The sequence below is a fragment of the Bifidobacterium sp. WCA-178-WT-4B genome (assembly GCF_009696495.1).
GTDB lineage: Bacteria > Actinomycetota > Actinomycetes > Actinomycetales > Bifidobacteriaceae > Bifidobacterium > Bifidobacterium infantis.
On record NZ_VULV01000004.1, the window covers coordinates 15,681 to 28,342 of the forward strand.

At 62.6% G+C, this 12,662-nt stretch carries 10 protein-coding genes and 1 pseudogene; 5 read left to right on the plus strand and 6 right to left on the minus strand.

Annotation, left to right across the window (positions count from 1 at the left end):
- Positions 1–661: 661 nt before the first annotated feature.
- On the minus strand, positions 662–922 hold the full coding sequence (locus tag FYJ31_RS04225; protein ID WP_226746504.1) for a hypothetical protein: 261 nt from the start codon (positions 920–922) through the stop codon (positions 662–664).
- Positions 923–1,177: 255 nt separating this feature from the next.
- On the opposite strand from FYJ31_RS04225, the gene FYJ31_RS04230 reads away from it, so the two are divergent.
- The 3 genes from FYJ31_RS04230 to FYJ31_RS04240 all read left to right on the plus strand — a co-directional run bounded on the left by FYJ31_RS04230 (position 1,178) and on the right by FYJ31_RS04240 (position 3,234).
- On the plus strand, positions 1,178–1,696 hold the full coding sequence (locus tag FYJ31_RS04230) for a hypothetical protein (protein WP_065436692.1): 519 nt from the start codon (positions 1,178–1,180) through the stop codon (positions 1,694–1,696).
- Between the two features lie 10 nt (positions 1,697–1,706).
- Positions 1,707–2,018 (plus strand): hypothetical protein, encoded by a 312-nt coding sequence (locus FYJ31_RS04235; protein ID WP_229773843.1) that lies wholly within the window; start codon positions 1,707–1,709, stop codon positions 2,016–2,018.
- Positions 2,019–2,169: 151 nt separating this feature from the next.
- Complete coding sequence (locus FYJ31_RS04240; RefSeq protein WP_077423880.1) at positions 2,170–3,234, plus strand: hypothetical protein; 1,065 nt, start codon at positions 2,170–2,172, stop codon at positions 3,232–3,234.
- Here the strand turns inward: FYJ31_RS04240 and FYJ31_RS04245 are convergent.
- Both FYJ31_RS04245 and FYJ31_RS04250 read right to left on the minus strand, forming a co-directional pair.
- Positions 3,228–3,482: a Txe/YoeB family addiction module toxin gene (locus FYJ31_RS04245; RefSeq protein WP_077423878.1), complete on the minus strand. Its 255-nt coding sequence runs from the start codon at positions 3,480–3,482 to the stop codon at positions 3,228–3,230. The genes FYJ31_RS04240 and FYJ31_RS04245 overlap by 7 nt on opposite strands.
- Complete coding sequence (locus FYJ31_RS04250; RefSeq protein WP_007051980.1) at positions 3,482–3,748, minus strand: type II toxin-antitoxin system Phd/YefM family antitoxin; 267 nt, start codon at positions 3,746–3,748, stop codon at positions 3,482–3,484. The genes FYJ31_RS04245 and FYJ31_RS04250 overlap by 1 nt, the downstream gene beginning before the upstream one ends.
- A 181-nt stretch (positions 3,749–3,929) precedes the next feature.
- Between FYJ31_RS04250 and FYJ31_RS04255 the strand changes: the two genes are divergently transcribed.
- Together FYJ31_RS04255 and FYJ31_RS04260 are read left to right on the plus strand one after the other, a co-directional pair.
- Entirely contained in the window at positions 3,930–4,310 is a 381-nt protein-coding gene (locus FYJ31_RS04255) for a hypothetical protein (RefSeq protein WP_060868194.1), read from the plus strand.
- Between the two features lie 22 nt (positions 4,311–4,332).
- Positions 4,333–4,755 (plus strand): hypothetical protein, encoded by a 423-nt coding sequence (locus FYJ31_RS04260; RefSeq protein ID WP_077423875.1) that lies wholly within the window; start codon positions 4,333–4,335, stop codon positions 4,753–4,755.
- Positions 4,756–5,076: 321 nt separating this feature from the next.
- Here FYJ31_RS04260 and FYJ31_RS12430 read toward each other — a convergent pair whose 3' ends face one another.
- The 3 genes and pseudogenes from FYJ31_RS12430 to FYJ31_RS13030 form a co-directional block, all read right to left on the minus strand.
- On the minus strand, positions 5,077–5,352 hold the full coding sequence (locus FYJ31_RS12430) for a hypothetical protein (protein WP_060868196.1): 276 nt from the start codon (positions 5,350–5,352) through the stop codon (positions 5,077–5,079).
- A gap of 407 nt (positions 5,353–5,759) precedes the next feature.
- Positions 5,760–12,331: pseudogene (locus tag FYJ31_RS13165) on the minus strand (Spy0128 family protein).
- 100 nt (positions 12,332–12,431) lie between these two features.
- Entirely contained in the window at positions 12,432–12,554 is a 123-nt protein-coding gene (locus tag FYJ31_RS13030; RefSeq protein WP_256755718.1) for a hypothetical protein, read from the minus strand.
- Positions 12,555–12,662 lie beyond the last annotated feature (108 nt).

The following is a 12,662-nucleotide window of genomic DNA, read 5'->3' on the forward strand; positions in this document are numbered from 1 at the left end:
GATGAACACGTCCGGGCTGGTCGTCATATGCGGGCCGTGAACGCCCGGCGCGTCATACGTCGCCCACGAATCGAACCGCCACAACTCACGCGACAGCACATCCACGCCGATGACCGGCCCGTCGATGCGAGGCGCCCCCGACCCCGCCACCAGCGTGGACAGGACCCCCGCACGCCCCGTGCTGGTCTGATGCCACGCCGTGACCGGCCGCACGCGGAAATCACGGGTCATCATGTCCACGGGGGAGGGCGAGCCGAGAGGCAGACGCCCCTCCTCGTCCGCATCCACCATGCGCCGACGCCGTTTCGCATCCGCGGCCATCGCGCGCATCAGACCCGGGGCCACGCCCATCGCGTCCTCCACCGCATGCCGGTCGGCGCGACGGAACGCATGCGCGGGCATCGGCCCGGGCTCCACACCCGCCGTCAGACAACACTGCANCCACATCGCCTCACGCAGCGTCAACCCCGTCGCCACCGGCACCAGACCCAGACAGAACACGCCGCGACGCATGCCCTCGCCCAACCGGTGTTCTCCCTCCAACACCGGAGCATCCCCAGCCGAACCAGACATCACACCAACCTCCGACGATCAGGCCCACACACAAGACGAAAGCCCGCCGGACACGCCGACGGGCCGGAAGCGAAACGACGACGGACGGTCACACCGAGCCGCCCATGCCGCCCACCAGCACGCCGACCAACACCATCGCGGCCACGCACAACACGCACAGCAGCACATTGCCCCAGAACGCGCGACGACGCTGGCGACGGCTCATCGCCACCACCTCGTCACGGAAACGGCTCCCCACATACCGGGACGACGGACGGGCCCGCAGCATCCAGAACGCGCGATACGCGAACGACGCCGCGGCCACCACCAGCAGCAACACCAGAACCGACAGCATGACACACTCTCCCAATCAGCCCGCCGACACCTGAACCGGAAAACGGAAGACGCGACGGACGGGCAAGCGGCCACGCCTCCACTGACACCACCAGCCCGACCGCCGATAACGGCCGGCGGCCACGGTGGCAGCCACGAGGACTCGGGCATGAACAGGAACGTGCCCGAGCCGAGAAACCCGGTTATCGTCAGAAAACGGAACAAGAAAAACGATCCGGGAACCGGATCCGGGAAAACCGATACGGAAACAACGAACGGAAGGAGCAAGGGCATGGAGCAGGAACATGGCACCGATGCCGCGGCAATATGCAAGGGAGTGCTGCTGCGCGTCGGGATGGCCGCCGCCATGGCGACGGCCGTGCTGGGATTCATCTCCTACCAAGTACTGCCGCGCCTGAGGAAAACGGACTACCTGAGAATGGTCTCCGACGCGGACGCGCAAACCGCGCTGACCCTGGCACCGCTCGTCCTGCTGGCCATCTGCTGCCTATGCGTATACCCGCTGATCGGACACGGGAAAAGAAGCCGCGCGGATGCGGCGGCCGTGGCCTGCACCGTCGCCTCGTTCGTCCTTCTGGGGGCGGGAATGGTGAATATGGCGGTCGAGAAAACGGTGACCCCGCTGCTCGCGGTCTCCGTGTTCCTGTTCTGCCTCATGCTCGCCCACACGATGCTCGCCGGCATGAAGACGGCGCTCGAATGGGTCGGCCACGGCGACAAGGCGGACCCCGCACGACTCACGTTCATCTGGGGCGTGATCGTCTTCGCGGCGGGACTGATCGTTCACTAGAATCAGGAACGTGATCAGACAAATCCCCGTAGGAGAGAAAGCCACCGTCCTCGCATCCCTGGTCTACATCATCGCGCTGGCATTCTACAAGCACTGGCTGCATTCCCAGTACGATGTCATGAACGGATCTCTGATCGAACGGGCCTTCGCCACCGCCGGAAAACCCTGGTACTGGTTTTTCCTGCTGACCGGATTCGCGTTCATAATCCTGCTGGTCTGCATGGGAGTGCATCTTTTCAGAAAGGACAAGTCCGTGCTGGGAAACCTTGTCGGCTTGATCTTGAACATCGTGCTGATCGTCATCCTCGTGACCGTCTTCTGAGACCCCATCTTCACCACATTCGTCGTGCTCGCGTTCGTGGCCGGCACAAGCGCCGCCGCGATGTCCTAATAAATTCAACAAAACACGTGAAAACGGATCATCACGGATATACGGTGGTTGAGACGGCTGATGGAAGGAAGGGAAGCCAATCATGAACTCAAACACATCGAATCCCGATGAAGCTAAAGAAGCCACGGACAAGAGCACGAAGAAAAATATTCCGGGATTGTGGTTACTGCTGCTGGACGTGGCCGTAGCTCTGGCGGGTTTCTGCACAGGAGTGCATTTTTTCTGGAAAGATCAGAATGAAGGCGGCGTCGTAGTCGCGGCAGCTATGTCGGCAGCCTTGGCTGTCGTTCCAGGGGAAGTGTTCGGTCCCATGCTCGGCCGTGATAAATCGAAGAAGTTCGAGGCATGTATCTTTCTCACGTCCATGCTGATGTCCTGGGATGCGGGAGCGGCAATGGCCTGCGCGAACTATGGAGGGAAGGGAACGCCCTTCTCGGGGATGGGAATGGCGTTGTGGCTGCTTTCCTTGGGCCTTGTCTACTGCGACTATGCGTATTGCGGTTTCGTCTTAAAGCATGCGAATCCATCATCAATGCATCTGATGCTTGCGCCCATACCCTTCTTCGTCGGAATGGGTCTCCCCGGTTTTCTTTATTACGTAGATGGGTCCATACATACGTTTATCTGGCTGATATGCGTGGTCATGCTCTGGATATCCGCACTGTCCTTCGCATATTACTGGCCCGATGGAAAAATCGGTTCCAATCTTGCCGGCTTCACCTCGCTGCTGGAATGGAGGTACGTGATTTCCTCGACCCTGTTCCTGAAGAACGAAATAACCGAATCGATCACATTCGACAACATCAAGGACTGGGATCCCCGCGTCAAACGATATCTTCCCGAATTCATCAGGAAAAACGACACCAAAGCCAAGGCAACGAATGCGGTGCTTGATTTAGGAGGGATCGTCCCCACTGCTGTGGCCGTATTTGGGTTCGGCCCATTGAAGGATATGAAGGGTGTGGATGGCGTCGTGTTATGGCTATGCACGTTTGTGCTGTCATTGGTGGCGGGACTGTTCGCAGCCTGGCGAAAGCGCTATTGGAACCGGCTCAGGAACTGCCAGCGAATCCTGTCAGAGAAAGCCGAGTCGACCGAAAACGTCGATAAGGTGGTACAGGCCGTTCCGTCCCATGTCATTCAGTAGTGGTCCTTCGCGGAGAGGATGCAGAGCCTGTCGTCGGCGACGGTGTAGATGATGCGGTTGGCTGAGTCGATGCGCCGCGACCATGCGCCGGACAGGCCCCATTTGAGGGGTTCGGGCTTGCCGATGCCCTCGAACGGGGTACGCTGCATATCCCGGATGAGCGTGTTGACGCGTTTAAGGGTCTTCCGGTCCTGGGATTGCCAGTACAGGTAGTCGGCCCAGGCGTCTTCGGTCCAGCAGAGCAGCATCACGCGCCCGCTTCGACAAGGTCATGGGCCATCGTCTGGCCCTGCCGGACCTGCGCCATGCCGCGCATCACCTTGTCGCTTAGATACGGGTTCTGGTAGACGCGCAGCGTCTCCATGAGCGAATCGTAGTCGTCGGCGCTCATCACGACCACGTTGTCCTCCGGGTCCGCGTTGGTCACGAGAAGGGTGTCGGCGTCCTCGTTGACCCTGCGCATGTAGGTCTTGAGATTCGCCCTGAAATTGCTGTAGGCCACGGCCTGTGTCATCACGCACCTCCTGTTTGTACAGGAAATTGTACCATGATGTCTCCCGAATGTAGGTCGGGGGCGCGGCGCGCTCCGTGTCGGTCGTAGCCTTCTTGTCGGCTGGTGCGGGGCATATGTCCCCACCTTAATAGAACATCTGTTCGAATATTGGTTCGGTTTTGTTCCGGGAAGGCGGTAGGTCATGGCTTGGAGATTCGTCACGCACGCATGCGGGCACCAGGAGCGGATCAACGTGGACGGCCCGTACGTGGTCGTCGAACAGCGCGTGAAGAACGCGGAACGGGTGTCATGCCCCGCCTGCATCGGCATCGCGTCCCGGCAGCGCAACAGGCTCGACGGGTTCTGCGAACTGTGGGGCTCGAAAGCCCAGTGCGACCGCGCGGAGCCGATACGCCGCCGCACCCTCAGCCAGGTCGACGTGCTTGCCCGCCACGCGCGTATCGAGGATCGTGACGCGTTCGCCGAACTACGCAGACAGGTGCTGCGGATGAACGACGCGGCATGGTGGATCGAACACAAAAACGACGCGGCCACCACGCTCGCCCAGGACATCGAGCTTTAGGATTGCGGAAGAGGAGACGGTCATGTACGAGGAACATGAGGACGGGTCGTTCACGCTGCACATGTGCGAATGGTACGAGCAAGGCAGAAGGCTCGTGGGCGAATATGAGACGCTGGCCGACGGATCCGGGTTCGCCGTCACCGACGAGTGGTCTACCTGCAGCAAGGTCGTCGTCAACCATCCGCTGACCCGACCGGACGGCACCGTCATGCCCGGCATCAGCCGGCTGCGACGCTTCGACTGGAAGGTCGGGCCCGACGAGGGGCTGCACGCCGACGACTATGAGATATGGGAGAGGGAACTGCGCGAACAAGCCGAACGCGACCGGTTCGACGGCGAGCTGCGATCCCTGGGAGCGTTGGGCGACGGGGAATCCATCTTCGGCCGACAGACGGGCAACGGGCCGTCGTCTCCGGATGGCGATGATGGCGTGTCTGATTCATGAACGGACGAAAGGAAGTAGCATGATGACGGGATATGCCGGGCATCCGGCATGATTGGGGGATCAATGGATGGGCAGGGGCTGCGCATGTGCAGATTCACACGCGACGGGATCCCCGAACTGGGCGAATACCTGGAATCGGTGGACGGCATCATGCGAAAGGAAGACGGACCGATCCGCCACAAGGAGAATGGTGCCGTCCGTCTCCGGTGCCCGTGCCGGGAGTCGAACCCGGTGCCACTGGGAAATTGTGAGAGGCGTGGCGTGCCGTGCACGGGCCGGGGCGCGCCCGGAGGACCGGACGCGCCGTTGTTCAGTTATTCATCACTGGGCATCGTCGGATGCGTGTTCCGCTCCGGCCGTCACCGCCTTCCTGCGGCGGCGTGCCACGGCGATGGCCACGCCGTTCCAGTCGTCGGTGGCGGACTCCACCTTGGTGTCCGAGCAGTAGTCCTTGCCGTCGATGGTGACGACGTCATCGGACTTGCTCTCGGTCTTGGCCTCGGGCTTGGAGCCGGACTCGTCGTCCGAGGTGCCGTCGCCGAATGGGGCCGACGTGTCGACCGGACATTCGGTCAACGGGGTTTGCCTGTCAGCCATGTGCAACCTCCAGAGGAATGATGATGGTGCGAACAATGTCAGAGTCGATGATGCGGCGGGTCGCGGGCCGCTGCGGGGCGCACCGTCTACAGGCCCCATCGGGAGCACGGCTCCACGGATCCACGGGTCCACGGGTCCACGGGCATGGGAAAGGCCCTCCGCCGGGAGAGGCTGGCGAAGGGCCTTTCCCATGCCCGGAACCCGTCGTCGTAACGTCTCCTTCGATCCTCACGCATACGAAAGAACCGCACCTCCGATCATCGAATCTGAATTTCTTCAGTCCAACAATCGGGGTGCGGTTCAGCTTCGGCCGAGAGGGAGGACGTCACCTTGCAGCCGGTGCAAAAGAAAAGGCCGGGCGGGGAATCAGCTCTCCCGCCCGGCCTTTCTACTGGCCTACCGTGGTCTCACTTCCTGTGCCGCGCGGTCTCGGTTTGGTTTCCGCGACGGCGGAACAGCATCAATCCCACTCCCAAGAGCGTGAACGCGGCCAACGCCACGGTGGGCGCGGATACGCCGGTCTTGGCGAGTTGGCGAATCGTCTTCACGATGGCCGGGGTCGCCGGTGGAATGTAGGAGTTGTTGAACTCGGGTCGGGTTCCGGTGACGGTGACCATGCCGGGGGTCGCGGACGGCTTGTCCCCGACGGCATCCCCCTTGGTCTTGTCGGTCGGCGTGGCGGGCATGGCGCCGGAATCCTTCGTCTTCCCGTCCGTCGGGTCGTATTCGACTTTGGCGGTCAGATTGCCTTGCAGGTCGTCGCCCACGGTGACGGTCACGTGGTGTTCCGTCCTGTCGTAGGTGACGTTCTTCTCGCCGGTGTTCCTTTCCCGAATCACGTACCGGTGTTCGCCGCAATCGTCGATGCCGTTGTTGTCACGACTGTAGGTGAGCGGTTTGAACCGGATGTCACCGTCCTTGTCGTTCCGTTCGGTGTCGATGGGATTGCCGTCCTTGTCCACGAGTTCGAACTCGAATTCGTCGGCCTTCAGCCCGCGTCCGGTCAGGTTCTTCCTGGCCGCGAGTTCGACCACGACGTTCCCCGGACGGTACGTGTTGCGGAAGAGGATGCCTTCCTCGCCGCTCTCGCCGTTGGAGTAGGAGACGGCGGCGACGAGCCGATGGGTCTTCGCGTCCTCGGTGACGGTGACGGTGACGGTGTGGACGGTCCTGTCGTAGGTGACGCCGCCCAGATTGCCGTCCTGTTCGGTCACGGTGTACGTGTACACGCCGGCCCGGTCGAACGTGAGCTTGTCGAATTCGAGGGTTCCTTCCCCTTCGCGGACGTTCGTCGCCTTGTCGGATTGCGCGTCGCGTGGAACGCGGGCGAACCGTTTGGTCTGGAGGAGGTTGCCGTCGGAATCCTTCAATTCGGCGGCGAACTCGCCATCGTTCAAATCACGTCCGGTCAGACGCTTGTCCGCCTTCACGGTCACGTCAACGGGTGTCGGCGTGTACGTGTTGTCGAATCGGACGTCCGTGGCCTGACGGTCGACAGAGGCCGAGAGCATGCCGCCTTGATCGGTGACGGTGACGGTCACGTCATAGGCTTGGGTGGAATACCCGATGGTCGGGTCACGTCCGGCCTGTTCGGTGACGGTGTACACGTAGGTTCCGGGCTTGTCGTAGTCCATTCGTCCGAACGAGAAACCGGTGCCGGTGTTGGCGACGGTCTTCACGCCGTCCTTCGATCCCTCGGGCATCGGCGCACCGTCATGCGAGGTGAGTGCGAACGTGAACTCGCCATCCCGTGGGATGCGGTTGGTCGCCGTATCCGCGTTGATGATGGTCTTCACGCCGCCAAGCGTGCAGCCGACGCCCTGCGGATTGTACGTGTTGTCGAATCGGATGCCGTCCGCGGTCTTGCCGTCCGAACGGGTGATGGTCTTATCGACGACCTTCAACCGTCCGGCATGGTCGACGTCCTTGACCGTGTAGGTGATGGTGGTGACGGTGCCGTCCTTGGTGACGCCGGGGACGGTGACGTCCCGTTCCGAAACGGTGTACACGTAGGTTCCGGGCAACGGGAACGACAGTTGGTCGAACCTGATGTTGCCCCGGGCGTCGTTGGTCTTCGTCTGGTCGGCTTCGGCCGTGACGCCGTCGGGCGCGGTCACGCGGTGGAGCGTGAACGTGAAATCATCGCCCTTGAGCTTATAGTGGTTGCCTTCGGACGCGGAGACGGCCTTCACCGCGGTCGGATTGTCCGTGGCGGGCTGCGCCCGGTACGTGTTCGTGAACTGGATGGCGGTCCCGCCGTCGTATTTCACGTCGGCGAGCAGCTGCCCCTCCCCATCGTCGGTGACGGTGACTGTCACATGATGTTTCGCGGCATCATATGTGACGCAGCCCCTGTCGCCGGGGGTTTCCCGGATGGTGTAGTCGTACGTTCCCGGCCGCGTGTAGGAGATGGCGTCGAACAGGACGTCGCCCCGCTGGTCGTTGGTCTTCGCCGTGCCGACCTGGCCGCCTGTCTTGTCCTCGACGCATGTGAACTCGTATTGTCCGGCCTGCAGTCGGACGCCCGTATGATCGGGGTCCGCGAGGGTCTTGCGGGCGCGGAATCGGACGCTGACCGGCTGCGCCTTGTACGTGTTCGTGAACTGGATGGCGTCGGATTGCACGCCGTCGCACGTCGTGTTGGCGGTGATGCGACGCGTGAACGTGGTCAGATCGTCCTGGACGGTGACGGTCAGGACCCACGTGCGGTCGTCGTAGGCGACGCCCGGGTTGTCGCCCCTACGTTCCCGGACCTGATACCGGTAGACGCCGTCCTTGGCGAAAGCGTTGGAGTTGATCTGGAGCGCCTGCGTCCTGTTGTCGGCGAACGTGATGGTGGAGGGCACCGCGCTGGCGGGCGCGCCGTCCAACGCGGTGACGTCCGCGACGTACCTGTCCCTGTCGGTCCAAGCGCCGTTCGGACGCCCGTCCAGCACCTTGACCGCCTTGAACGTGGCTGGAACGGCGGGTATGAGCGTGCCGCTCATGCCGTGGTCCTCGTTCGGATCCTCGTACACGGCGGACGTCATCTCGTCCAACGCGGGGAGCGGTTTCAGCGTGATGACGCCGGCGACCATGTTGCCGTGCGAATCGTTCTCTTGGTCGCTGTCGGAGTCGGTCGCCTCGCTGGCGTCCTTCGAGTTCTTGACGGTGACGGACAGGCCGTGCCAAGCGGTGCCGGTTTTCGGCGTGAACCTGAGTCTGAACCCGGAACCTGCCGGGATGGAACCGATTTCGTAGTGGCCGTTCCTGTCGGTTGTGGCGGTGCAGGGTTTGCCGTCCACACTGGTGACTGTCCTGCCGTTGCCATCCACGAGGGTGACGGTCACGTCCGCGAGAAGCCTGTCCGAATCCTGTCGGATGCCGTCATGATTGGTGTCGAACCATGCGACGCCGTTGACCTTGCGTTCCACGACCTGCGTGACCGCGTCCACCTTGTTGTCGCCGTCCGCCCACCGGTTCACGTACGAGTCCGCCGCCTTGTTGCCTGTAGGCTTGATGCTCAGGCTGAAATCGTAGCGGGCGTTGGCGGGCAGGCTTGGCGAGGTGAACGCCCATGCCACCGGCTTGCTGTAGCCGTCGGGGATGGTCACCTTGCCTGTGGTCGCATTCACCGTGGCTTCGGTCCATTGTTGGACCTGTTCGCGGGTTATCTTCGTCGCGTCCACGTTGCGCCATTTCTGGTCGGTGGTGAAGTAGACTTTGACGCCGTTCATGCTTGCGCCCGCACCCGCCTTGACGGTGAGTCCGGCCAGAGTGTAGTCGCCGTGATAGTTGGACTGGTTCAAGCCCTTGCAGGGCATGACGTCCACCGCATACGGGTCGGTCTTCTCGTCCTTGGAGAAGTTTTGCCCAGCATGTTCCTGTATCCCAACGGGCGGTTGATGTCGTTCAGCAGCGGATCGGCGCGGGTCGCCAACGAGGACGCGCGCGTGCGGGACACGCGAACCGTCATGTCGGCTATCTGCGCTTTTGGAGCCAATGGGGGAGCCATGTTGCGTTTCGACTGGATGGTCGCATGGTTCGTGAACGAATCGTTGTTCCTCACGTCATGGTCGGGGTCGGACGCGTCCCCGATGGTGGTGGAATAGTGGATGACGGTCTGCGTGCCGGAGTCGGCGCGCGCCCCGTTCACCCTGATGGTCATGGTGGTGGTGCCGTCCTTGTTTGCGACGATCGTCGGCGTGACGGGCGTGCCGCCGGTGACCGTGCCCTTGTCGGGCGTATGCTGCGAGTATTGGCCGCCGACCGTCATGGAACCGTCCACGTAGGTCAGGCCCTTGGGCAGCGTGTCGGTGATGATGTAGTCGGTCGTGTATTGTCCGCCGTCCGTGGTCGTGGACGTGTCGGCGGTGGCGGTGAGCTTCCAGTCCACCGCACGCTGTTCCTTGTCCAAATCGTAGACGGTTTTGACGTTGCCGGCCTCGTTGGTCTGCGCGACCTGTTTGGCGATGTGCGGTGTTTCGCCGGCTATGTACAGGCTGTCGCCTTTCAGGGTGTCGGCGGTGTCGCCGCCCTGATAGGAGCCGTTGTCGTCGAACGTGGCGGGACGGTACGTGTCGCCGCTGTAGGTCAGGTCGGGTTTCACGCTGTTCGCGTATTCGGGCAGTCGGGTGGCGAGATTGTCGGACCATTGCTGCCATTGCGTGTCCGGCGCGTCCGCGTTCAGGTTCGCGGTCCGGGCGAGGCTGTTGCGCGTCCAGTAGGCGGTTTCGGCGACGATGGGTGTGACCGTGCCGATTCTCGCGGTGTCGAGGATGCGGGCGGGCAGGGAGACGATCGGCGTGAATGTTCGGTTGAAGCTCGTGCCGGTCGGGTCCACCGTGTTGTGGTCTTCGAACAGCATGCCGACTATCGTGCCATGGGTTTTCGCCTCGTTGAGGGTCGGATAGTAGTCGAGGCCGCTGATTTTCGTGTCGCGCTGCTCCCTGTAGTCCTTCCAGCCGGTACCGTCTTTTTTGACGGCGTACCAGTAGGGGATTTGGTTCCTCCGTTTGGCCGCCCTCGCGCCCCACGTGAAAACGTTCATGGGGATGGTCGGCTGCGTGTCGGGATGGTCGTCCACCGGTTCGATGCTGTTCGGGTCGAGTTTGACCAGGCCCATGCCCATCACTTCGGCGTCGCCTTCGGACTGGATGGTGATGTTGTGGCCTATTTGGAGGCGTAGTTTCGACCCCTGTATGAGACTGTCGGACCCGTTGCCGTAGTCGGGTTGCGTCCAGTCGCCGCTCGTGCCCGCATCGTTCCATGATCTGTCGTTGTTCCAGCACGTGTATCGGACGCGCGTACTGTACGTGCCCGGCATGCGGACGGTCATGGCCGAACCCGCATGGTCGTCACCGGTGGAGGCCTGGTTCGAATTGTCTTCCGCCGTGGCGAGACGGTCTCCGCTGGCGCCGGTGGCCGTCAATCCCATGTCGTCCATGGTGATGTTGGCCGTCTGGTCCACGTTCCCGTAATATTGCGCGACGGTCCGGCCGTCACGGCTGGTGGGTGTGACGAACTGCAATACGTCCGTGTGGATGGCTCCGACCTGCATGGTGGAGCAGTCCGACGTCATGTAATCCGTGCTGCATTTATTATGTGTGCCATTCAGTTTATTGTGGATGGGGAAGGCGGACGTGTCGTAGCCGTCGAACGAGACGGTCACGTCCGTGCCCTGCCCGCCGGTCGTGGTCGTGATTGTCGTGTTTCCACGCGCCACACGGTCGTTCCCGTCGGCACGGTCGGCGACTCCCGGAGCCTGATACCGTAGGTCTCCCATCCAGGCGAACGTCCGCCCATACTTCGAATCTTCGTTGTCGATATGCCCGTAATCGTAGAGCAACGGCTGCCAACGGCGTTCCATCGGATGCTTCGTCCCGGCCTTCGTATCATCCGAATACTGGTTGGACAGGCGAAGCCTATAGGTGATCCTGCCGGACGGAGCCTCCAACCCCTTCAACCCCTTCGTCCGGTCGGGCCAACGCATCTCCGTGACGAGTGCGATGCCCAAACCCAAGCCGGTCACCTTGCCCTCATCCTTGTTGGGCGCGTTCGCCGCGCCCGAGGAGAAGTCGAACACGCCCCTGTCCACGTTGCCGTAGTTGACCATGCGCACGTTCAGGTTGAGTTTCGCGCTGACGGTCACATCCTTCGGCGTGTCCTCTGCCCGTTTGTGCGTGCCCGTGTTCGTCGGGTTCGAGGCGTCCCATGCGGGCCACGCCTTGACGGTCGGATGGAACCGGTAGCCGTGGGGCGCGCCCTTGACGGCGACCGACAGGCCGATGGAACCGGTGCCGGGGTTCACGGTCGGCGACTGGCTGGTCGGCTCCAACAGACGGTAGCAGGTGTACACCTGCGTGACGGTCCCGTTGATGGTTTCCGTGGTGAGTTTCGGCTCGTAGCCGGGCGTATGGTCCACCCAGCCCATCTTCTCCGCGTCGAACGTGACCTTGTCCTTCGGGTAGGGCAGTTCGAACCGGAAGCCGACGCGCGTGCGCCGATAGTAGTCCATGGTCGAGTCGGGGGTGAGCGTGTACTCGTAGTCGTAGGTCACGGTGTCGTAGGAGCGGACGATGTCGTTGGTTTCGTCCGTGTCGTCGCCGCGCTCGTTGTCCTTGTCGAACGGGGCGGTGCCGGTGATGCGGTCGGTGAGCCTGAGCCTGCTCACAGCGGCGCTGTCCGTGTCGAGCATGTCGTGGATGGTCACGTCCGGCGCGGCCTGACCCGCATCCGCCTGCGGAGCGGATTGCGCGGGCGCACCGGTGCCGGATTGTTTGTCCACGCCGGTTCCGGCCTCGTCGCCGGAACCGGCGTCGGGTTTCGTCGCGGCCTCGTCGCCGCCTGTGGTCGTCTTGTCGGGTTCGGCTTGGATTCGCGTGGACGTGCCCATGGTCGTATCGTCCGCATACGCGGCGGACACGGCCGACGCGCCTGAGCCGAACAGCGTCACGGACGCGAGTATGAGCGCGGCGACCTTTCTCAGACCGGGTTTCATCGTCTTTCGGTTCCTTTCGGGGATGTGCCGTGAATGAATACGGCTGTTCCAATGGTGTGGGGGATGGGTCCCAAGTACGGTTTGCAGGAGAGTTCCCGGCTCACGCCGTCCGACCGTCTCCGGTCGGGTGACGGTCGGACGGCGGGGATGGAGCCAGTGTCAGGCCGGCCAGCATGCTCGCGGCCGCGCAGGCCATTGCCGTCACGATCTTGTTGTTCCTCATGAGAGTGATCGATGTCGTTGCGTGGATGAGGGGACGGCGTCCCGGTCGGGACGCCGGCCCCGGGAAAAGGGCCCTCCACGCGGCGACGCGCATCGGACGGGCCCCAGT